Origin of the sequence: Sphingomonas sp. LR60 (assembly GCF_036855935.1) — a bacterium.
In the GTDB taxonomy this organism is placed as follows: Bacteria; Pseudomonadota; Alphaproteobacteria; order Sphingomonadales; family Sphingomonadaceae; genus Sphingomonas.
Map to the genome: position 1 here is coordinate 577,575 of NZ_JASPFK010000001.1, position 18,960 is coordinate 596,534.

Consider the following 18,960-nt stretch of genomic DNA (forward strand, 5'->3'; position numbering starts at 1 on the left):
GATCAATCAGGTGGAACGCGCCATCGCAAGGATAGTTGATGCTGTCGAAGGGTGTCGGGGGATTGATGACCGAAGATTTGCGCGCGCGGGTCGCTGAACTCGCCCCATGGTTTCACAACATTCATCTGCCCGGCGGCGTGCAAACCGCGCCCGATCACTTTCTGCTCGACTATCCGGGTAACAAGTTCGCCGAATTCGGCGTCTGTCTGCCGGAAGATCTGACCGACAAGACCGTCCTGGATATCGGCTGCAACGCCGGCTTCTATTCGATCGAGATGAAACGCCGCGGTGCCGCGCGAGTGGTCGGGATCGATTCCGACGACCGCTATCTGGCGCAGGCGCGGCTGGCCAGCGAGGCGCTGGGGTTCGCCGACAGCGTCGAGTTCCGCAACCTCTCGGTCTATGACGTCGCGCAGCTCGGCGAGCGGTTCGACCTCGTGATCTTCATGGGCGTGCTGTACCATTTGCGGCATCCGCTGCTGGCGCTCGACCTGATCCGCGAGCATGTCGCGGGCGACCTGATGCTCTTCCAGACGATGCAGCAGGGCTCCAAGGCCGAGGCGCAGGTGCCCGAGGATCATCCCTTCTACGTACCCGGCACCTGGACGCCGCCCGACTATTTCGACGATCGCGACTATCCGAAGCTGCACTTCATCGAGCGCAAGTTCGCGGGCGACTGGACCAATTGGTGGGCGCCGAACCGCGCCTGTTCCGAGGCGATGCTGCGCGCCGCCGGCTTCACGGTGACCGCGCATCCGCAGGACGACGTCTATCTCTGCCGCATCAGCGACGTGCCCTTCGCGGAGCATGGGCCGGCGGCAGTCTATCCAAGCAAGCGGGGAGTGCGCGCGTGATCGAAGCCGCGATGATCTGGAACGAGCCGAACAACAAGTCGCACTGGGACCCGGAGGTCGACCCCGACTGGTCGCTGTTCGCCGACACCGTCAAGCGCGCCGGCGCGTCGATCGCGGCGGTCAACCCGGCGGTGACGCGCGTGCTGGGCGGCATGTCGCCGATCGACCCGTTGTGGGTGAAGCGGCTGGAGGGGCACGGTTGTCTCGGCGCGGTCGACGTGATCGCGGTGCACGGCTTTCCGCTCGACTGGAACCTGTGGTCGATCCACGACTGGCCCGCCAAGATCGCCGAGATCGAGGCGGTTACGGACAAGCCGGTGTGGGTCACCGAGGTCGGCGTCGGCTCGTTCGGTGCCGAAGAGGTGCAGGTGTTCGGGGTCGAGAAGACCGCCGAGCTGCTGATCGGCCGCGTGCCGCGCGTCTACTGGTATTCCCTGTTCGACCTGCCGCAGGAATGGGGAGCGACCACTCGCCACCGCGAGGCGGAAGGGTCGAGCTATTACCGGCATTTCTACATGGGGCTGATCCGCGAGGACGGCACGCCGAAGCCCTCGCTCGACAGCTATGCCAAGGTCGCGTCGGAGATGGGGCTGATGCAGTGGTTCCATTTCGAGGATCCGCGGCTCGACGATGCGGTCATGTGGATGAAGCGGCTGGGGACGAAGAAGCTGCGCACCGGGCTGAGCTGGGCCGACAGCTTCCGCCCCAATGCGACCGACTGGTTCGACCGGCAGATGGAAGCGCTTGCCGAATTCGACACGACCGTCACCTTCTGCTTCACGCCGGAGCATCTCGGCATCCAGCCGCATCATACCAGCGCGGCGCGCGATCCGCAGGCGTTCGCGGATTTCTGCGCGTGGATGATCGACCGCTATGCGCCCGCCGCGGTCACGAGCCGGACGGCGGTGGCGTAACCCGGTCGAGCGTGTCGAGCACATCCTCGGCGCGAACGTCGCGTTCGATCTCCGCAATGTCGTCCGGGGTGTGACCCCGACGCGTTCGGCGATCTGCCGGACGACGGACGTAAGCCGCGACAATTCGTGCTCGGCCAGCAGGTTGATGTGAAGGTCGAGGTCGGCGCGCGCCTGCGCCTGCGCGGCCATCCGGTTCTGGCTGATGAGGACGAAGGTGGACAGGAAGATCGCCTCCACCGACGCGATCATCGCCAGCACGACGAAGGTCGGGTCGAACTTGGGGCTCAGATACAGGTTCCAGACGATCCAGCCCCCGAAGAACGTCAGGTGCAGCGCGACGAAGGTCATCGATCCGGTAAAGCCGGTGATCCGCCCCGCCAGCCGGTCCGACCAAGGCGCATCGGCCTCGACGCGGTGCTGGCGCTCGGCAAGGCGGTGGATGTTGTCGGCGAGCGCGCCGTTCAGATCACGCGGTTCATTCATGGAAAGTCCAACGATTGTCGTACGATAATGGAAGCATGATGCCCGCCGCCGTGCTGGTGGCGCCGGGACGGTTCGAGGTGCGCGAGGCCCCGGTACCGCAGCCGGGCGCCGGCGAGGTTCGCGTCCGCCTCGAAGGCTGCGGCGTCTGCGCGTCGAACGTCGAGCCGTGGGAGGGGCAGCCATGGTCGACCTATCCCAGCGAGGCGGGCGGAATGGGGCATGAGGGCTGGGGCGTCGTCGATGCGCTGGGCGAGGGGGTCGATGACGTCGCGCTCGGTGAACGGGTGACGATGCTGTCGGGGCATGGCTTCGCGCCCTATGACGTGGCGTCGGTCGACCAATTGGTGCGGCTGCCCGCCGCGCTCGACGGGCAGGCGTTTCCGGGCGAGCCGCTGGCGTGCGCGATGAACATCTTCCGGCGTGCCGACGTGCTGCCCGGGCAGACGGTGGCGATCGTCGGCATCGGTTTTCTGGGTGCGGTGCTGACGAAGCTGGCGAGCGATGCGGGGGCGCGGGTGATCGCGATCTCGCGGCGCGCGGAGTCGCTGGCGCTGGCGCGCGCGAACGGCGCCGCCGAGACGATCGCGATGGACGATCACTGGGCGATCATCGAGCGGGTCAAGCAACTGACCGGCGAAGCATTGTGCGAGCGCGTGATCGAGGCGGTCGGCAAGCAATGGCCGCTCGACCTCGCCTCGGCGATCGTCGGGTTCGGCGGGCGGCTGGTGGTGGCGGGCTATCATCAGGACGGGCCGCGGCAAGTGAACATGCAGGACTGGAACTGGAAGGGTATCGACGTGATCAACGCGCACGAACGCAACCCGCGCGTAAACCTGCGGGGGCTGAACGAGGCGGTGGCGGCGGTGGCCGGCGGGCGCGTCGATCTGGCCGCGCTGCTGACGCATCGGTTCACGCTGACCGAGTTGAACGAGGCGGTCGCGGCGACGCGCGACAAGCCCGCCGGTTTCGTGAAGGCGGTGGTGACGTTCTGAGGCGGGAGCGCCTTGGCCGCGCATACGGCGTCGTTCCCGCGCGGGCGGGAGTCTAGGCATGCCGACGTGGCGCTTCCAGATCGTGAGGACATGACATCAACCCGAGATCGTCATTGCGAGCGCAGCGAAGCAATCCAGGGCCACGGCCAGGACGCTCTGGATTGCTTCGCTCCGCTCGCAATGACGGCTGAGCGTGATGTGATGTCGTCATATTTCAGCGAGACCGCATGGGTTCTGGATTCCTGCCTGCGCGGGAATGACGGACGGTAGATGAAGGACGACGGATCCATGACCAACGCCAAACCGCGCATCGGCTTTCTCGGCACCGGCTGGATCGGGCGGCATCGCATGGCGGCGATGGTCGCCAGCGGGGCGGTCGAGGCCGTCGCGATCAGCGATCCGTCATCGGCGATGGTCGCGGCGGCGGTGCAGGACGCACCGGACGCGCAGGTCTGCGCATCGCTCGAGGAGATGCTGGCGCTCGGGCTCGACGGGGTGGTGATCGCCAGCCCGAGCGCCCTCCACGCCGCGCAGTCGATCGTGGCGCTGGAGGCGGGGGTGGCCGTGTTCTGCCAGAAGCCGCTCGGTCGCGATGCCGCCGAGAATGAGGCGGTAGTCGCGGCGGCACGGCGGGCGGACCGGTTGCTGGGGGTCGATCTCTCCTATCGCCACACAGCGGGGATGCGCGCGATCGCGCCGCTGGTGCGGAGTGGTGCGCTGGGGCGGGTGTTCGCGATCGATCTGACCTTCCACAATGCCTATGGCCCCGACAAGCCGTGGTTCTATGACCGCGCGCAGTCCGGCGGCGGGTGTGTCATGGATCTCGGCATCCACCTTGCCGATCTCGCCTTGTGGCTCAATCCGGGCGCGACCGCCGAGCGGGTCGATGCCGCGCTCTATGCCGGCGGGGCGCCGGTCACGGCGGACGCGGTCGAGGATTATGCGGCGGCGACGGTGCGGCTCGACAATGGCGTCGTGGTGCGGCTGGCCTGTTCGTGGCGGCTCCACGCCGGGCAGGATGCGGTGATCGAAGCGGCGTTTTACGGCACCGACGGCGGCGCGGCGCTGCGCAACGTTGGCGGCTCGTTCTACGATTTCACCGCCGAGCATTTCCTCGACACCGCGCGCGAGACGTTGGCGGTGCCGCCCGATGACTGGGGCGGGCGCGCGGCGGTCGACTGGGCGGAGCGGCTGGCGGCCGGCGCGCGCTTCGATGCGGCGGCGGCGGAATATGTCGCGACCGCGCGGGTGCTCGACGCGATCTATGCGGCGGGGCGGGGGTAGGGGACGACTCCGTCATTCCCGCCTAGGCGAAACCTCTGCGAAGGGGCCGGATCTTCCAGATCGTTCCCCGGCGAAGGCCGGGGTCCAGTTGGGTAGGTTTGCGAGATAGTTGCAACCGTTTCCCAACTGGGCCCCGGCCTCCGCCGGAGAACGGAAGGCAGGATTTTCCAGAAGTCACGCCCACGCGGGAATGATGGCGGTGGGCTGGTGCCCGCCGCGGCGAAGCCGCGTCGTCGGTCGGGGCGGTGCCCCGCCGGCCGGTCTTGGGCGAGTCCCGGCGCAGGATGCGACGGGCCGCCCTGCGACTTAAAAGTCCGACCATTCCTCGTCCGCCACCGCCAGCGCGGTGCCGCGTGTGCCGGTGACCGGGCGGCGGGCCGTGCGGGCAAGGTCGCGGCCGGCCTGCGCGGCGCGCGCCTGAAGGTCGTGGACCGACGCAACCGGCGTCGTCGCGGGGAGGATCGGGCGTGGCGCGGCGGCGGTACGAAAGCGCGAGACTTCGGTGGTCAGCCGGTCGGCTTCCTCGGCGAGGCTGCGCGCGGCGGCAGTCGCTTCCTCGACCATCGCGGCATTCTGTTGCGTGACGCCGTCCATCTCCGACACGGCGGTGTTGACCTGCTGCAAGCCGGTCGCCTGCTGCTCGGCGGATTGCGCGATCGTCGAGACGAGCGTGCTGATCTCGCCGATACGGGTGATGATCCGCTGGAGCGCCTTGCCGGTCTCGCTGACCAGCGTCACGCCGGACTCGACCTGCTGCGATGAGGCGAGGATCTTGGTCTTGACGTCCTTGGCGGCATCCGCCGAGCGCTGCGCGAGTGCGCGGACCTCGGAGGCGACGACCGCGAAGCCCTTGCCCGCGTCGCCCGCGCGCGCCGCCTCGACCCCGGCGTTTAGCGCGAGGAGGTTGGTCTGGAAGGCGATGCCGTCGATGACGCTGATGATCTCGCTGATTTCCGACGACGCGCGCTCGATCCCGCCCATCGCATCGACCGCGCGGCGGACGACGTCGCCCGAGCTTTCGGCCTCGGTGCGTGCCTCGACCACCGCGTCATTGGCGCGACGTGCGCCGGCCGCAGTCTCGCGAACGGTCGTGGTGATCTCGTCCATCGCGGCGGCGGTTTCCTCGAGCGAGGCGGCCTGCTGTTCGGTGCGCTGCGACAGGTCGTCGGACGCCTGGCGAATGTCCGCCGCGCCGCTGTTGATGCCGTTGGCCGCGCTGGTCACCGCGCCGATCGTGCTCGACACCGCCGACATCGCGCGATTGAAGTTGGTGCGCAGCGCGTCGTAATCCGCGCTGAACGGCTCTTCGATCTTGAACGTCAGATCGTTGTCGGCGAGCCGGCCGAGCCCGGTGCCGAGCGCCTCGACCACCATCTGCTGCGACTGCGCCGCGCTGGCGAGCGCCTTGCCGTTGCGGCGGAACACTTCCATCGCCTTGGTCATCCGGCCGACGCAGTCGCGATGGTCGGTGAAGGCGATAATGGTGTCGAGGTCGTTGGCGGCCAGCGCCTCCATCCGGACCACGGTCGCGACATAGGGGTCGCAGATCAGCGCGCGAGACGTCACCGCAACCACGAGCACCGCCACCAACACGCCCGCGGCCAAGCCGATCGCGACATTGCCCGGTATCATTCCCTGCACGGCGCCGATCGTCGCGCAGAGCGATAGCGCGGCCAGCGCGCCGTACACCAGCGTCAGGACGGTGAACTTGGCGCGAATCGGCGCATGTTGCTGAAACCACGTGACCATTTTTGTTCCTTCCGCGCCCGACCGAAGCAATTCGACCAATCGAGATTAGTAAGGAATGTCTTTGCCCAAACTTGTTAAATAGCGAGTTAAGGCGACATGGACTTTGAAGTAGAGCAGTCACTCTAGAATGTTTCTACGTAGGATAAATCGTAGTTCTGGTGTCAAGCCTATGATTTCGGTTCGGGGTGAAAGAATGGGCTATGTGCTTAATCAAGCAAAGAAAGAGGCAGTCGCGACGCCACGACTTCGCGCAGGACGAAGCCGCTTTCCATCTGTGTGACGCCGGGCAGCCGGGAAAGTTCGTCGCGATGAATATGCGCGAAATCGGCGAGGTCGCGCGCGCGGACGGTGATCAGATAATCGTAGCTGCCCGACATCAGGTCGCAGCGCACGACCGACGGGCTGGCGGCGATCGCCGTCTCGAATGCGTCGAGCACGTCGATGCGCTGGCTCTCCAGCGTCACCTTGATGTGCACCGTCGTCTCGCGGCCGAGCCGCGTCAGGTCGAGCCGGGCGGCATAGCCGGTGATGATCCCGGCCTCCTCCAGCGCGCGCTGTCGCCGGGCGACCGCGGTCGCCGAGCGGCCGATCGCTTCGGCGAGCGTGAAGGCGGTGGCGCGCGCATTGTCGAGCAACAGCGCGATCAGCCGGCGGTCGATTCGATCGGGAACGTAGCTTTTCTGCGTCATGGCGCCGAACCATGCAGGAATTCGCCGCAAAGTCACCCCGGCCGCGTGCGGTTCGCCCGGTTTCGCCGTTCGGAACGTGCTACAGCGCCCATAAACAAGGAGACGGACCCATGCGCATCGGCGTGCCCAAGGAAATCAAGAACCACGAATATCGTGTCGGCCTGACCCCGGGCGCGGTGCGCGAATATGTCGCGCATGGCCATGAGGTGATCGTGCAGACCGGCGCGGGCGCGGGGATCGCCGCCGATGACGACACCTATCGCGCCGCGGGTGCCGGGATCGTCGATACCGCCGAGGAAGTGTTCGCGGCCGCGCAGATGGTGGTGAAGGTCAAGGAGCCGCAGCCGAGCGAGTGGGTGCAGCTGCGCGACGACCAGATCCTGTTCACCTACCTCCATCTCGCCCCCGATCCAGAGCAGGCCAAGGGTCTGCAGGCGTCGGGCGTCACGGCAGTTGCCTATGAGACGGTGGTCGACGGGCGCGGGCACCTGCCGCTCCTCGCGCCGATGAGCGAGGTCGCGGGGCGACTGTCGATCGAGGCGGCGGGCACCGCGCTGAAGGCGGTCAACGGCGGGCGCGGCGTGCTGATCGGTGGCGTACCGGGCGTGCAGCCGGCGCGGATCGTCGTGCTGGGCGGCGGTGTGGTCGGCACCCATGCGGCGCGGATGGCAGTCGGGCTTGGTGCGGAGGTGACGATCATCGATCGCTCGATCCCGCGGCTGCGCGAGCTGGACGAGCTGTTCCAGGGCCGGGTGCGGACGCGCGTGTCGACGCTGGAATCGATCGAGCACGAGATTTCGGAAGCCGACGCGGTGATCGGCGCGGTGCTGATCCCCGGTGCCTCGGCGCCGAAGCTGGTGACGCGCCCGATGCTCAAGCTGATGAAGCCGCGCGCGGTGCTGGTCGACGTTGCCATCGATCAGGGTGGCTGCTTTGAGACTAGCCATGCCACCACCCATGCCGAGCCGACCTATGAGGTCGACGGCGTGATCCATTATTGCGTCGCCAACATGCCGGGTGCGGTGCCGCTGACGTCGAGCCATGCGCTTAACAATGCGACCTTGCCGTACGGGCTGGCGCTGGCGGATCGTGGCTATGCCGCGGCCGAGGCGGATGCCGGGTTGATGGAAGGCGTCAACGTGCGCGGCGGCAAGATCGTCAACAAGGTGGTGGCCGAGGCGCTGGGCGTCGCGGGGTAAATACAATCGTCGTCCCGGGCTCGACCCGGGACGACGGTAGGGGCAGCGTGTCAGCTGCTCCCGTAAGCGATTATTTCTTTTTGCGTGCGCGCTTCGGGGCGGCGGCCGCGGCGGTGTCTTCTTCCTCGTCGTGTTCCTCTTCGCCCGCCTCGGTCAGCGCCTCGCCGAGCGACTTGAGCTTGTCCTGCGACTTCTCGGCCTTGTCGGCGATCTTGGTGGTCGCCGCGCCGAGCCGGTGGAGCAGCGCATGGACGCGATCGGCGTCGGGCTCGCTCTTCTCCAGCTGCTTGCGGAGCGAGCCGAGGTCGCGAAGGATCCCCTTGGCACCGGGCGTGTCGATGTCGGCGAGCGCAGCCTCCCAGTCTTCGATCATGTCGACGCCCTTGGCGGGCTTGGTTTCATCGAGTCCGCGATTGATCGCGTTCATGGTTCCGGCGAATTTCACGGCCATCAGCTGCTTCCTCTCGTGGGAGAAAAGTCCCGGGCGGCGAACGAGGGGCCGTTGCACTTGGGTCCGTGATGCAGATCAAGTTGAAAGATAAAGGTTCATCTGTCGGATGTGTCACTATCATTTCGGTTCGGTGACGACGGCCGTCACTCAATCGTCGTCATGGTGACACCTCACCGTCGCACAAGGGTCGCGGTCCCCGGGCCCGGTCGGGGCTCTTCAGCGAAGGTAAGCGGCGGGAATGACAGCGACGATGACAACGGCCGGCGTGGCGCTGGCCTATGATCGGTGGGCGCCGGTGTACGATCTGGTGTTCGGCCCGGTGTTCAGACAGGGACGTGCCGCCGCGATCCGTGCCGCCGACCAGATCGGCGGGCGCATTCTGGAGGTCGGGGTGGGCACCGGCATCTCGTTGCCGCATTATGCCGCGACCAGCCGCGTGACTGGCGTCGATATCTCCGAGGACATGCTCGACAAGGCGCGCGCCCGCACGAGGCGGCTGAACCTGGCCAATGTCGATGCGATCCGCGTCGCCGATGCCGAGGCGCTGGATTATCCGGACGAATCCTTCGACGTCGTCGTCGCGCAATATGTCGTGAGCGCGGTCGCCAATCCGCGGCGTGCGTTGGATGAATTCGCGCGCGTATGTCGGCCGGGCGGCGAGATCGTCATCACCACGCGCGTCGGCGCCGAACAGGGGCTGCGCGGCGGGATCGAACGCGCGCTGATGCCGATCACCAAACGGCTCGGCTTCCGCACCGACTTTCCCTTCGCGCTCTACACCGACTGGATCGCGACGCGCAGCGACGTGTCGCTGACCGAGCGGCGCGCGATCCCGCCGTTCGGACATTTCTCGCTGGTCCGCATCGCCAAGGAGAAGGCATGATGCCGTGGCTTCGCAAGCTCCGTTTCGAAGATGAGCAAGGCAATCCGGGGTTCCGCGCGCAATTGAAGGAGCAGCGCTGGGACGATCATCGTTATTATCACCACGACCTGATCAACCAGAGCCTGCATTTCGTCAGCGCCTGCACGTTCATCACGGCTTATGCCTTGCTGTTCGTCGATGCCGCGCTGGCGAGCCTGCTGGCCTGGGGTGTCGCGATGACCAGCCGGCAGGCGGGGCATTTCTTCTTCGAGCCGAAAGACTATGACGAAGAGAATGGCGTCAGCCACGACTACAAGGAAGAGGTGAAGGTCGGCTATAACCTGATGCGCAAATACGTGCTGATGGGGTTGTGGCTCGCGATCCCGGTGGTGCTGGCGCTGTCGCCGACGTTGTTCGGTGTGCTGGAGCGGCCCGACGGGGCAATGGCCTTCCTGCGTCATGTCGGGTTCGGGTGGCTGTTCTTCGGGATCGCGGCGATCTTGTTCCGCGTCGGGCAATTGTGGATCGAGCGCGATCTGGAAACCGGGATCGTCTGGGCGACCAAGATCGTCACCGATCCGTTCAGCGACTTCCGCCTGTACCGCAGCGCGCCGGCGCGGTTGATCAAGCACGGGCGGACCGACGACACCCACGCGGCGGCGTGAAGGCCGGGGCGGGGCGGAGTTTCGTCTGCCACCCGCCCTCTTCGTCATCCCCGCCTCTTCGTCATCCCCGCCTTCTCCGTCATCCCCCCGAAGGCGGGGATCCAGATGCGCGGTGGTTGGTGAGGATCGGGACGGTGCTGGCCACCGGCTCGATTGAGCCGTGACGACATGGGTTCTGGATCCCCGCCTGCGCGGGATGACGATGGTGGAAGGCGGACGATGGTGCTGGGCCGGGTCTTCCTATTCACCCATCCCGCACCCGCACCGCCAGCGACTCCTTCAACGCCTGTCGCTTCAGCTGCTTGTTGCTCACGACCGGTCCGTCCCACCAGCCGTCCGCCAGCATCGCCGTGCCCGCCGCGACGATCCGTGCCGCAATCTGCTCGAACAGGGTGTCGTCGATATCGAGGCTGAAGATCAGCCGTCCGGTGCCGACCCACGATAGCGCCAGCCCCTCGGCGCGGAGGTAATATTGCAGCATCCAATTGTAGCGCGACGGGCGGGTGTAGAGGATCGTCCACACCGTCTCGAGATGCGCAATCGACAGCGGCAATTCCACCTCCGCGAGCAAAGCATTGAGCCGGGCGGCGCGCGTGCTCCAGCGTTCGGTCATGCCGTCGTACAGCGCGGCGACCTCCGGCGTGTCGAGCCGGCGCAGGAAGGCGTCGGTCGCGGCCATCACATACGGATGCGCGTTGAACGTTCCGCGCGCGAAGCAGATGTCGACCGGGCGATCGTCGCGCCAGCGCTTCATCAGCGCCGCGCGTCCGGTCAGCACGCCGATCGGCAGCCCGCCGCCCAGCGTCTTGCCCCATACGATCATGTCGGCGTCGATGCCCCATGCGCGCGCGACGCTGCCCGGCGCGAGGCGGAAGCCCATGAACACTTCGTCGACGATCAGCACGATGCCGTTCGCGCGGCACGTCTCGGCCAGGCGACGCAGCCACGCGACATAGGCGGGCAGGTCGGCGCCCGCGCTACGCGCGCTGTCGACCAACTGGCTGTCCGATGGCGCGCCGCCATTGGGGTGGAGCGCCTGCAAGGGATTGACCAAGACGCAAGCGATGTCCTTGCGCCGGGCGAGCACCGCCAGCGTCTGTTCGGACTGATCGGCGAGCGTCAGCGTATGGTCGGCGGGGACGGGGTTGCCGATGCCGGGCTGCACCTCGCCCCACCAGCCGTGATACGCGCCCGCGAACCGCACCAACCGGCGCTTGCCGGTGTGATAGCGCGCCAGCCGCACCGCCTGCATCACCGCCTCGGTGCCCGACATGTGGAACGACACTTCGTCGAGCCCCGACAGCGCACACAGCCGGCGGACGTTGTCGGCGACGATCGGGTGATAGCTGCCCAGCACCCCGCCGAGCGGCTCCGCCACGGCGAGCGCCTCGCGCATCGTCGCTTTGTAGAAGTCGTTGCCGAACAGATTGACGCCGTAGCTGCCGGTCAGGTCGATGAAGGTATTGCCGTCGAGATCGGTCAGCCATGGTCCATCCGAGCGCGCCATGAACGCACCGACCGGCAGATGTTCGCGCACCGTCGCCGCGAACGGGAAGGGCACCCGGTAGCGGCCGGTGAATTGCAGATCGGACAGGCCCTCGCGCGTTTCGGCAGTCAGGGCGAGCGTCTTCGGAAAGCGTTCGGCATAGCGCGCCGCGAGTCGCTCGAACCCGGCGCGGCGGCGCGCGGCGACGCCGGCGTCACAGGCATCGGCGCGAAAGAAGCGGTCCTCGACATGCGCGTAATAAGGGATGTGCCCGGCAATGCGCTTGGCCATGCGGACGTGCCCGCCGGGGCCGGGGTGCTTGGCGCGCGACAGCGCGAGCCGCTCGCGGCCCTTGGTCGTGGCGAACAACGTACCGGCGACGAGCCCGGCGACGACGGCGAGGGTCTTTTTCTCCATGGCGCCACTACGCGCGCCGCGATGACGCAGGTGTGACAATGCGAACCGGACTGATGCGCGTATTGATGCAGGAAGACCTGAATTTCCTGCTGACCAACCGCTTGCCGCGGCGCTGGGCGACGAAAATGGTGGGGCGGATCGCGGCGGTCGAGCATCCGTTGGTGGCGAAGCCGGCGCTGGCGGCGTGGCGGTTCTTTTGCGACGTCGACCTGCGCGATGCCGAGACGACGCGCTTCGCGAGCTTGCGTGAGGGGTTCATCCGGCGGCTGCGCGCCGGGGCGCGCGTGTTCGCACAAGGCGATGGTGTGGTGGCGAGCCCATGCGACGCGATCGTCGGCGCGCATGGCCGGGTCGAGAACGGGCAACTCTATCAGGTGAAGGGTTTTCCCTATCGGCTCGACGAACTGGTGCCCGATGCGGCGCTGGCGGCGCGGTTCGCGGACGGCTGGTTCGTGACACTGCGGCTGACCGCGGGGATGTACCACCGCTTCCATGCGCCCGCCGACCTGACGGTCGAGGCGGTGACCTATCAGTCGGGCGATTGCTGGAACGTCAATCCGATCGCGCTGCGCCGGGTCGAGCGCTTGTTCTGCCGCAACGAGCGCGCGGTGATCGAAGCGCGCGGGTCAGGCGGGCGCGCGCTGTTGCTGGTGCCGGTCGCGGCGATCCTGGTGGCGAGCATCCGGCTGACCTTCCTCGATACCGAGCGGACGTTGCGCGAGCAGGGACCGGGCCGGCGGGCGTGCGACGTGGCGGTCGAGAAGGGAGCGGAGATGGGGTGGTTCGAGCATGGCTCGACGATCGTGCTGTTCCTGCCCGGTGAGGCGCGGTTGCGCGAGGGGTTGCGCGAGGGGCAGGCGATCCGCGCGGGGGAAGCGATCGCGGATTGGTGAATGACGGCGCTAGGCCGCCGGCAAGGTCAGCGTCACCAGAAGGCCGTGCGGCGCCTTCTCCGCCAGTATTATCGCGCCGCCATAAAGCGCCGCCAGTTCCGCGACGATCGGCAGCCCGAAGCCGTGGCCGTCACCGCGCTCGTCGAGCCGCGTGCCGGGTTGCAGCACCTGCGCGCGGGCCGCGGCGGGGATGCCGGGGCCGTCGTCGGCGATCGTCACCGTGACGTTGCGCCCGTCGCGACGCGCGGCCACGTCGATCCGCGACGCGGCATGGCGCGCGGCATTGTCGAGCAAATTGCCGAGCAGTTCGTCGAGGTCCTGCGCATCGACCGCGACCGCGATGTCGTCCGCGATTGCGCGGACGATCGTCAGCGGCGGACCGTCGTGAAGCCGCTCCACCACCGCCGCGATATCCGCGACCGCGGGGGCAAGCGTGGTGGCGACACGGCGGTTGACCGCGGCGGCACGCGCGCGGGCGAGATGGTGGCGGATCGTGCGATCGATCCGCGCGACGGTGGCGGCGAGGCGCGGCTGGTCGCGAAGCTCGATCGCCAGTGCGGCGACCGGAGTCTTGAGCGCATGGGCGAGATTGGCGGCCGAGGCGCGGGCGGTGGCCAACGCGCTGGCATTGTCCCCCGTCAGTGCGTTGAGTTCGCTGGCAAGGGGGGCGAGTTCGGCGGGCTGGTCGTCGTCGACCCGGTCGCGCGCGCCGGTGCGGATCGCCGCGACCTGATCGCGCAATCGGCGCAGCGGACGCAGCGCAACGCGCAGCTGGATCAGCAATGCGCCGGTAAGCAACGCCGCGACGCCCGCAAGCGCCATCAGCAACGGCGCGAGCGCTCCCTCGATCGGCCGCGCGATCACGGCGCGCGGCGCGGCGGCGGTCAACGTCACCGCGCCGCGGCGGGTGGTGAGCGTGATCGTCCGCGCGTGGAGCGCACCGCCGTTCGCGCCCTTCGCCTCGGCCGGATGCGGGCCCGGCGGTGCGGGCGGGGCGGGTGGTGCCGGAGGTGCGAGCGGACCCGCGGGTGGCGCGGGGATATCGGCGGCGCCGATCGCGCCGTCCGGTCCCTTGATCTGCCACTGCCAGCCGGGATCGCTGCCGAACGCGGCGACTCGCTGCGTCAGCCGTGCCCGATCGACGCGCCCCTCACCGTCGACCACCGAGGCGAGCACCAGCAATTGCGCATCGAGCCGTCGGTCCAGCCCCTCGGCCACGAACCGCCCGAGCAGCCCGGCCATCACCGCCCCTGCCAGCACCAGCGCCAGCACGGTCGCCAGCGCCGACACGAGCAGCATCCGCGCCTGCAACGATCGCGGCATCAGCCGGGTCATGCCGGGCACACCAGCCGATAGCCGCGTCCACGCACTGTCTCGATCATCGTCGCACCGATCTTCTTGCGCAGCCGCCCGACGATCACCTCCAGACTGTTCGAATCGACATCGGCATCGCCTTCGTAGACGCGCTCGAGCAGGTCGAGCCGCTCGATCACCGCGTTACGATGGAGCATCAGCTGCGACAGCACGCGCCATTCGAACGCGGTCAGCTTGAGCGGGAGGCCGTCACGTTCGAACACGCCGGTCTGCGCATCGAACGACAATGGGCCACATGCCACCAGCGCCTGCGCATGGCCCGCCGCGCGGCGCACCAGCGCGCGGAGGCGCATCACCAGTTCTTCCACCCGGAACGGTTTGACGAGAAAGTCGTCCGCGCCAGCCTTGAACCCGGCGACCTTGTCGGACCAGCCGTCACGAGCGGTGAGGATCAGCACCGGCAGATCGCGGTTCGCATCACGCCATGCCTTGAGCACCGAAATGCCGTCGCGCCCCGGCAGCCCGAGATCGAGCACCGCCGCGTCGAACCGCTCGGTTTCGCCGAGGTGCGCGGCGTCGATGCCATCGGCGGCGAGGTCGACGGCGAAATTTTCCTCACGCAGTGCGCGCGCGATCGCGGGTCCGAGATCACGGTCGTCCTCGACCAGCAGGATACGCATCTTGCCCCTTCCTTCCCCGCCCGCCCTATGCCGATCGCTTAAACCGAAACTGAACGATCCGGTTCAGCGCGGGTGGCAGGCACCACGCCTAAACATCGCTCATCAACCCGAAGAGGAGTGAGTGATGAAAACTTCGATGATCCCGCATCTGTCGCGCGGCCACCGGATCGCGCTGGGTGGTGCGGCCTTGCTGGCGATGGGTGCCGCGGGCGGCGCAGGCGCCGTGCAACTGACCCGCCCCAGCGTCGAGATGGCACCGACCATCCCGACCGCGATCGCCAAGCTGCCCGCCAGCAACGGCATCGTGACGGTGCGCGGGCGTGTCGCGGGTGTCTATGGCACGCGCTTTCTGGTCGAGGATGCCAGCGGACGCACCCTGGTCGACGCCGGGCGCGGTGCGGGCACGCTGACCACCGGCGCGCCGGTGCTGGTGCAGGGCCGCTTCGACGACGGGCAGCTGCGCGCGCGCTTCCTCGCCGATCAGGGCGGGGTGCGCGAGGTCGGCGCGCCGCCGCCGCCGCCGCCGCCGCCGCCCTCCCCGGGGCTGGCGCACCGCCCCCTCCGCCGCCGGGTGCTGGTGCTCCGCCGCCCCCGCCGCCGGGTGCCGGTGCGCCACCGCCTCCGCCCCCCGGTGCGGGCGCGCCACCGCCCCCGCCTGCACCAGGTGCAGGTGCGCCGCCGCCGCCTCCGGGAGCCGGCGCTCCGCCGCCGCCGCCGCCGGTGAACGGGCAGGTTCCGCCCGCACCCGTCGCACCGCGCGCGTGATCGGATCGGGGAGCAGCGTTACGCGCGCTGCTCCCCACTTCGTACGTCAGGCGGTCTCGGGCACCGGGGTCAGCGCCGCGGCGGTGTCGAACCAGCTGATGAGATTATCGACCACCAACTGCCCCATCGCCGCGCGGGTCTGCTCCGAGGCCGAGCCGAGGTGGGGCAGCAGCACGACATTGTCCATCGCGCGCAGCTCGGCGGGGACGTGCGGTTCGTCGGCATAGACGTCGAGCCCGGCGGCGAGGATCGTTCCGGCCTGCAGCGCCGCGATCAGCGCCGGTTCGTCCGCGACGCTGCCGCGCGCGACGTTGATGAAGATGCCGTCCTCGCCCAGCGCCTCCAGCACTTCCGCGTTCACCAGATGGCGGGTCGACGCGCCGCCCGGCACGATCGCGATCAGCACGTCGCACGCCGTGGCGAGCGCGACCGGCGTGTCGTGATACGTGTAAGCGACATCATCGCGTCGCGTGCGCTGGTGGTAGGCGATCGCGACGCCGAACCCTTCCAGCCGCCGTGCGATCTGTTGCCCGATCGCGCCCAGCCCGAGGATGCCGACGGTCCGCCCGCGCAACGTCGGCGAGAGCGGGAAGGAAGCCTTCTCCCAACGCCCGTCACGCACGTAACGATCGGCCTGCGGCAGGCGCCGGATCGTCGCGAGCAACAGCGCGAGCGCGAGATCGGCGACCTCGGCGTCGAGCACGCCGGGCGTGTTGGTGACCATGATGCCGCGCGCCGCCGCCGCCTGCGCATCGATATTGTCATAGCCGACGCCGAAATTGGCGACGATCTCCAGCGCGGGCAGCCGATCGAACAACGTCGCATCGACCCGGCCGGCGAGCGTGTTGGCGGCGAGGCCACGGATCGCGGCACCATGTTCGGCGAGCCAGGCGTCGGCGTCGGGCTGCTCCCACAGACGGTGCAGCGTGAAGCGCGCGTCGAGCGCGTCGATCACGGCGGCGGGCATCGGGGCGGGCATGAGGATGTGAATATCGGTCATGCCCGCCGTGTAGCGCCTCCTGCGCCGCGCGTCAGCCGATCGGACGCGCGCCAGGTGTTCCGCATTTGGCGAACTTTCCGTTGGTGCCCTTGCAGCGGGTCGCCTTGGCAGGCGGGCATTTGACGAACTTGCCGGTCTTCGGGTCCTTGCACGGCGCGGCGGCCACGGGCGGGGCCATCAGCGTCAGCGCGGCGGTGACAGCGAGCAGACGAAGCATCGGACATCCTCCAGCCCGATTATCGGGCCCGATCGAGGTTAAGCCCTTCTTTGTACAAGGGAAAGGGAAAGGACTTGTCGGTTCAATGATTTAGCGGCGATATGCGCGCAATAAACGTGAAGGAGGGGTGCGATGCGATCGATGGTGTGGGCAGGCATGGCCGCAATGCTGGTGGGCGGCGTGGCGCAGGCCGAGCCGGCGAAGCTCGATCCGAAGACCGCGGTCTACGAATTGCGCACCTATTACCCGGCGCCCGGCAAGGCGGCGGCGCTCAACGCGCGCTTCCGCGAGCATACGCTGGGGCTGTTCGCCAAGCACGGCATGACCAATGTCGCGTATTGGAACGAGATCGCGACCGACGCGGCGCCGGAGGGTCGGGTGGTGTACGTACTCGCCTATCCCAGCCGCGCCGCGCGTGATGCCGACTGGGCGGCGTTCGGCAAGGATCCCGAGTGGCAGAAGGTCGTCGCGGCGTCCGAGGCGGCGGGCAAGCTGGTGACCAAGGTCGACAGCGTGTTCATGACCGCCACGGATTACTCGCCGCCGATCCTTCCGAAGTAGGTCGATCTGTCATTGCTTCGCTACGCTTGCAATGACGGCGTCGGGGATGACAGGGCTATGCCGCGCCGCCCGGTTTGAGCAGGTCGAGCACCGCGGCGGTCATCGCGGTCGCGCCGGTGGTGACGACCGCCTGCGGGTCGACCTTGAACAACGGCGAATGGTGCGACGGGATCGGCGGCCCTCCGCGTGCCGCGGCGTCGAACGCCGCCTGCTGCGTGCCGCCGACCGCGAAATAATAGCCCTTGATGCCGTACTTGGGCTCGATGAACGCCGCAAAGTCCTCGGCGCCCATGCCCTTCTGCTGGAAGGGGATCACCTTGTCGGCGCCCAATGTGGTCGCCATCACCGCATTGAGCCGACGCGCGAGGGCGGCGTCGTTGATCGTCGTCGGCGTGCCCTCGATCACCGTCACGACCGGCATCTTGTCCGCCGGCATGCCGTTCAGTTCACCGATGCCGCGGGCGACGCGCTTGATCCCGGCGAGCAATTGCGCGCGCGTCGCCTCGTCATTGGCGCGCACCGTCACCTGCAGCTTCGCCTGATCGGAAATAATATTGTGCTTCAGCCCGGCGTGGAAGCTGCCGACGGTGATGACGGCGGGGCGCAGCGGCTGGCGCTCGCGGCTGACGATCCCTTGCAGCGCGATCACCAACTGGCTGGCCATATAGACCGGGTCCTTGCCCGCCTGTGGGCTTGCGCCGTGCGCGCCGATGCCGGGGACGACGATGTCGACGCTGTCCGACGAACTATACTGGATGTCCTCGGAGGCCGAGACGGTGCCCGCCAGCCCTTCGGAATTGGAGTGATAGGCCAAAGCGTAATCGGGCTTGGGGAAGCGGGTGTACAGCCCGTCCTTGATCATCGCCGCCGCGCCGCCGACGCGTTCCTCGGCCGGCTGGACGACGAAAACGATCGTTCCGGCCCAGCGGTCCTTCATCGCGGCGAGCCGGCGCGCGGTCGCGACCAGCCCGACGATGTGCGTGTCATGCCCGCAGGCGTGCATCACCGGCGCTTCGACGCCATCGACGCCGACCTGTCGCACAGTGCTGGCGTTGGCGAGCCCCGACTTCTCCTCGACCGGCAGCCCGTCCATGTCGGCGCGGACCAGCACGACCGGGCCGCTGCCGTTCCTAAGCACGCCGACCACGCCGGTGCCGCCAATCTTTTCGGTGACCTGCACGCCGGGGATCGCGCGCAGTGCCGCCGCCATCTTCGCAGCGGTGCGCTCTTCCTTGAACGACAGTTCGGGATGACGGTGGAAGTCGTCCCACATCGCGGCGAGGGACTTGTCGTAGTCGGCGCGGATCGCCGCGGCATAATCGGACTCGGCGGACGCCCGCTGGGCGAGCGCACCGAGCGCGACGGCGGCGAGAAGCAGATGACGCATGGCAGGACCCCCGGTTTTTCCGCAGCCTAGGGTTTGCGTTCGATCACAACAAGCGATCCTGTGTGCAATGGTCTCACCGGATCGCGATAAGCCTCACC

At 68.1% G+C, this 18,960-nt stretch carries 19 protein-coding genes and 1 pseudogene; 10 read left to right on the forward strand and 10 right to left on the reverse strand.

The annotated features are described in order from the left end of the window. Positions 1-65: 65 nt before the first annotated feature. A complete protein-coding gene (locus tag QP166_RS02735; RefSeq protein ID WP_333914514.1) occupies positions 66-854 on the forward strand; it encodes a TIGR04290 family methyltransferase in 789 nt (262 codons plus the stop codon). Further along, positions 851-1,768, forward strand: a complete 918-nt coding sequence (locus QP166_RS02740) for a glycosyl hydrolase (protein WP_333914515.1) — start codon at positions 851-853, stop codon at positions 1,766-1,768. The genes QP166_RS02735 and QP166_RS02740 overlap by 4 nt, the downstream gene beginning before the upstream one ends. A 135-nt stretch (positions 1,769-1,903) precedes the next feature. Here the strand turns inward: QP166_RS02740 and QP166_RS02745 are convergent. After that, positions 1,904-2,251: pseudogene (locus QP166_RS02745) on the reverse strand (DUF1003 domain-containing protein); the annotation flags it as partial. A 38-nt stretch (positions 2,252-2,289) separates the two neighbouring features. Between QP166_RS02745 and QP166_RS02750 the strand changes: the two are divergent. Together QP166_RS02750 and QP166_RS02755 are read left to right on the forward strand one after the other, a co-directional pair. After that, positions 2,290-3,243, forward strand: coding sequence for an MDR/zinc-dependent alcohol dehydrogenase-like family protein (locus QP166_RS02750; RefSeq protein ID WP_333914516.1), 954 nt, complete (start codon positions 2,290-2,292; stop codon positions 3,241-3,243). Between the two features lie 288 nt (positions 3,244-3,531). Beyond that, on the forward strand, positions 3,532-4,527 hold the full coding sequence (locus QP166_RS02755; RefSeq protein WP_333914517.1) for a Gfo/Idh/MocA family protein: 996 nt from the start codon (positions 3,532-3,534) through the stop codon (positions 4,525-4,527). Between the two features lie 306 nt (positions 4,528-4,833). On the opposite strand, the gene QP166_RS02760 is transcribed toward QP166_RS02755, so the two are convergent. Next, entirely contained in the window at positions 4,834-6,276 is a 1,443-nt protein-coding gene (locus tag QP166_RS02760; protein WP_333914518.1) for a methyl-accepting chemotaxis protein, read from the reverse strand. A gap of 206 nt (positions 6,277-6,482) precedes the next feature. Further along, positions 6,483-6,965, reverse strand: a complete 483-nt coding sequence (locus tag QP166_RS02765) for an Lrp/AsnC family transcriptional regulator (RefSeq protein WP_333914519.1) — start codon at positions 6,963-6,965, stop codon at positions 6,483-6,485. A gap of 110 nt (positions 6,966-7,075) precedes the next feature. On the opposite strand from QP166_RS02765, the gene ald reads away from it, so the two are divergent. Beyond that, positions 7,076-8,164 (forward strand): alanine dehydrogenase, encoded by a 1,089-nt coding sequence (ald, locus tag QP166_RS02770; RefSeq protein ID WP_333914520.1) that lies wholly within the window; start codon positions 7,076-7,078, stop codon positions 8,162-8,164. A gap of 70 nt (positions 8,165-8,234) precedes the next feature. On the opposite strand, the gene QP166_RS02775 is transcribed toward ald, so the two are convergent. Next, positions 8,235-8,615: a hypothetical protein gene (locus tag QP166_RS02775; protein WP_333914521.1), complete on the reverse strand. Its 381-nt coding sequence runs from the start codon at positions 8,613-8,615 to the stop codon at positions 8,235-8,237. Between the two features lie 250 nt (positions 8,616-8,865). On the opposite strand from QP166_RS02775, the gene QP166_RS02780 reads away from it, so the two are divergent. Both QP166_RS02780 and QP166_RS02785 read left to right on the forward strand, forming a co-directional pair. Then, positions 8,866-9,498 (forward strand): class I SAM-dependent methyltransferase, encoded by a 633-nt coding sequence (locus QP166_RS02780; RefSeq protein WP_333914522.1) that lies wholly within the window; start codon positions 8,866-8,868, stop codon positions 9,496-9,498. Continuing rightward, positions 9,495-10,142: a hypothetical protein gene (locus QP166_RS02785; RefSeq protein ID WP_333914523.1), complete on the forward strand. Its 648-nt coding sequence runs from the start codon at positions 9,495-9,497 to the stop codon at positions 10,140-10,142. Before QP166_RS02780 ends, QP166_RS02785 begins: the two co-directional genes overlap by 4 nt. Before the next feature lie 244 nt (positions 10,143-10,386). Here the strand turns inward: QP166_RS02785 and QP166_RS02790 are convergent, their stop codons facing one another. Next, entirely contained in the window at positions 10,387-12,045 is a 1,659-nt protein-coding gene (locus QP166_RS02790) for an aminotransferase class III-fold pyridoxal phosphate-dependent enzyme (RefSeq protein WP_333914524.1), read from the reverse strand. A 53-nt stretch (positions 12,046-12,098) separates the two neighbouring features. Between QP166_RS02790 and asd the strand changes: the two genes are divergently transcribed. After that, positions 12,099-12,938: an archaetidylserine decarboxylase gene (gene asd / locus QP166_RS02795; RefSeq protein ID WP_333914525.1), complete on the forward strand. Its 840-nt coding sequence runs from the start codon at positions 12,099-12,101 to the stop codon at positions 12,936-12,938. A 9-nt stretch (positions 12,939-12,947) separates the two neighbouring features. On the opposite strand, the gene QP166_RS02800 is transcribed toward asd, so the two are convergent. Together QP166_RS02800 and QP166_RS02805 are read right to left on the reverse strand one after the other, a co-directional pair. After that, positions 12,948-14,273 carry a sensor histidine kinase gene (locus QP166_RS02800; RefSeq protein WP_333914526.1) on the reverse strand — a complete coding sequence of 442 codons (1,326 nt, stop codon included), beginning with the start codon at positions 14,271-14,273 and terminating at the stop codon, positions 12,948-12,950. After that, positions 14,270-14,932 carry a response regulator transcription factor gene (locus QP166_RS02805; RefSeq protein ID WP_333914527.1) on the reverse strand — a complete coding sequence of 221 codons (663 nt, stop codon included), beginning with the start codon at positions 14,930-14,932 and terminating at the stop codon, positions 14,270-14,272. Before QP166_RS02805 ends, QP166_RS02800 begins: the two co-directional genes overlap by 4 nt. Before the next feature lie 124 nt (positions 14,933-15,056). Between QP166_RS02805 and QP166_RS02810 the strand changes: the two genes are divergently transcribed. Further along, a complete protein-coding gene (locus tag QP166_RS02810; RefSeq protein WP_333914528.1) occupies positions 15,057-15,656 on the forward strand; it encodes a hypothetical protein in 600 nt (199 codons plus the stop codon). Between the two features lie 87 nt (positions 15,657-15,743). On the opposite strand, the gene QP166_RS02815 is transcribed toward QP166_RS02810, so the two are convergent. Together QP166_RS02815 and QP166_RS02820 are read right to left on the reverse strand one after the other, a co-directional pair. After that, a complete protein-coding gene (locus QP166_RS02815; RefSeq protein ID WP_333914529.1) occupies positions 15,744-16,697 on the reverse strand; it encodes a 2-hydroxyacid dehydrogenase in 954 nt (317 codons plus the stop codon). A 31-nt stretch (positions 16,698-16,728) separates the two neighbouring features. Next, complete coding sequence (locus QP166_RS02820; protein ID WP_333914530.1) at positions 16,729-16,914, reverse strand: hypothetical protein; 186 nt, start codon at positions 16,912-16,914, stop codon at positions 16,729-16,731. A gap of 132 nt (positions 16,915-17,046) precedes the next feature. On the opposite strand from QP166_RS02820, the gene QP166_RS02825 reads away from it, so the two are divergent. Continuing rightward, complete coding sequence (locus QP166_RS02825; protein ID WP_333914531.1) at positions 17,047-17,475, forward strand: NIPSNAP family protein; 429 nt, start codon at positions 17,047-17,049, stop codon at positions 17,473-17,475. 55 nt (positions 17,476-17,530) lie between these two features. Here the strand turns inward: QP166_RS02825 and QP166_RS02830 are convergent, their stop codons facing one another. Then, on the reverse strand, positions 17,531-18,862 hold the full coding sequence (locus QP166_RS02830) for an amidohydrolase (RefSeq protein ID WP_333914532.1): 1,332 nt from the start codon (positions 18,860-18,862) through the stop codon (positions 17,531-17,533). Positions 18,863-18,960: the final 98 nt, after the last annotated feature.

What these genes read in the sequence shown, in the direction of transcription:
- QP166_RS02815 (WP_333914529.1), bottom strand. Translation starts at nt 16,697, where the DNA reads ATGACCGATATTCACATCCTCATGCCCGCCCCGATGCCCGCCGCCGTG.
- QP166_RS02825 (WP_333914531.1), top strand. Translation starts at nt 17,047, where the DNA reads ATGCGATCGATGGTGTGGGCAGGCATGGCCGCAATGCTGGTGGGCGGC.
- ald (WP_333914520.1), top strand. Translation starts at nt 7,076, where the DNA reads ATGCGCATCGGCGTGCCCAAGGAAATCAAGAACCACGAATATCGTGTC.
- QP166_RS02810 (WP_333914528.1), top strand. Translation starts at nt 15,057, where the DNA reads ATGAAAACTTCGATGATCCCGCATCTGTCGCGCGGCCACCGGATCGCG.
- QP166_RS02830 (WP_333914532.1), bottom strand. Translation starts at nt 18,862, where the DNA reads ATGCGTCATCTGCTTCTCGCCGCCGTCGCGCTCGGTGCGCTCGCCCAG.
- QP166_RS02780 (WP_333914522.1), top strand. Translation starts at nt 8,866, where the DNA reads ATGACAACGGCCGGCGTGGCGCTGGCCTATGATCGGTGGGCGCCGGTG.
- QP166_RS02760 (WP_333914518.1), bottom strand. Translation starts at nt 6,276, where the DNA reads ATGGTCACGTGGTTTCAGCAACATGCGCCGATTCGCGCCAAGTTCACC.
- QP166_RS02785 (WP_333914523.1), top strand. Translation starts at nt 9,495, where the DNA reads ATGATGCCGTGGCTTCGCAAGCTCCGTTTCGAAGATGAGCAAGGCAAT.
- QP166_RS02775 (WP_333914521.1), bottom strand. Translation starts at nt 8,615, where the DNA reads ATGGCCGTGAAATTCGCCGGAACCATGAACGCGATCAATCGCGGACTC.
- QP166_RS02800 (WP_333914526.1), bottom strand. Translation starts at nt 14,273, where the DNA reads ATGACCCGGCTGATGCCGCGATCGTTGCAGGCGCGGATGCTGCTCGTG.
- QP166_RS02790 (WP_333914524.1), bottom strand. Translation starts at nt 12,045, where the DNA reads ATGGAGAAAAAGACCCTCGCCGTCGTCGCCGGGCTCGTCGCCGGTACG.
- QP166_RS02750 (WP_333914516.1), top strand. Translation starts at nt 2,290, where the DNA reads ATGCCCGCCGCCGTGCTGGTGGCGCCGGGACGGTTCGAGGTGCGCGAG.
- QP166_RS02765 (WP_333914519.1), bottom strand. Translation starts at nt 6,965, where the DNA reads ATGACGCAGAAAAGCTACGTTCCCGATCGAATCGACCGCCGGCTGATC.
- asd (WP_333914525.1), top strand. Translation starts at nt 12,099, where the DNA reads ATGCGCGTATTGATGCAGGAAGACCTGAATTTCCTGCTGACCAACCGC.
- QP166_RS02735 (WP_333914514.1), top strand. Translation starts at nt 66, where the DNA reads ATGACCGAAGATTTGCGCGCGCGGGTCGCTGAACTCGCCCCATGGTTT.
- QP166_RS02755 (WP_333914517.1), top strand. Translation starts at nt 3,532, where the DNA reads ATGACCAACGCCAAACCGCGCATCGGCTTTCTCGGCACCGGCTGGATC.
- QP166_RS02820 (WP_333914530.1), bottom strand. Translation starts at nt 16,914, where the DNA reads ATGCTTCGTCTGCTCGCTGTCACCGCCGCGCTGACGCTGATGGCCCCG.
- QP166_RS02805 (WP_333914527.1), bottom strand. Translation starts at nt 14,932, where the DNA reads ATGCGTATCCTGCTGGTCGAGGACGACCGTGATCTCGGACCCGCGATC.